Raw genomic sequence first — 427 nt, 5'->3', positions numbered from 1 at the left:
TTGATAGTCACCGCTGATACAAAGGCTGACCATTCGAAGTAGGTGGCTTGGCAGCATTTCAAAGTCCTTTTTTAAGTAGTTAGTGGGTGATGGTTTCGGGTGGAACTTTCGAAGCGGCTCGCAGGGCTTCGCCCCTTTGGCGTGGCGCTGATGCACGCCCGAACAACGGGATAAATGCTTCCTGCTCGTCGGTTAATTCATTCAACAATTCTTCACCGAGAATTAGAGGGGCTTCGTCGAGTGGTTGAGAGGCTTTAACCGGCACTACCGGGGCCTGCGAAAGCTTGATACCAAGGCGTTTGGCAACCTCATCACTCCACTCACCGCACGACTCGTTTAGGCTGCTGCGAATGTCAGAGGTATGGGTGAAATAGGTGGCAAGTGCTGGGTATTCCTCGTCGAACAACATCACGTCCAGCAAGATGGC

1 protein-coding gene is annotated in these 427 nt (G+C 52.2%); it reads right to left on the bottom strand.

Annotated features, from left to right (window positions below):
• Positions 1-79: 79 nt before the first annotated feature.
• Positions 80-427 (bottom strand): hypothetical protein (locus BTA35_RS18080; protein ID WP_161489896.1); only part of this gene is annotated, 348 nt, incomplete at its 5' end.

Origin of the sequence: Oceanospirillum linum (assembly GCF_001995095.2) — a bacterium.
Taxonomy (GTDB): domain Bacteria; phylum Pseudomonadota; class Gammaproteobacteria; order Pseudomonadales; family Halomonadaceae; genus Oceanospirillum; species Oceanospirillum linum.
Note: the sequence above shows the minus strand (reverse complement) of the source record. Positions and strands in the feature narration are given on the sequence as shown.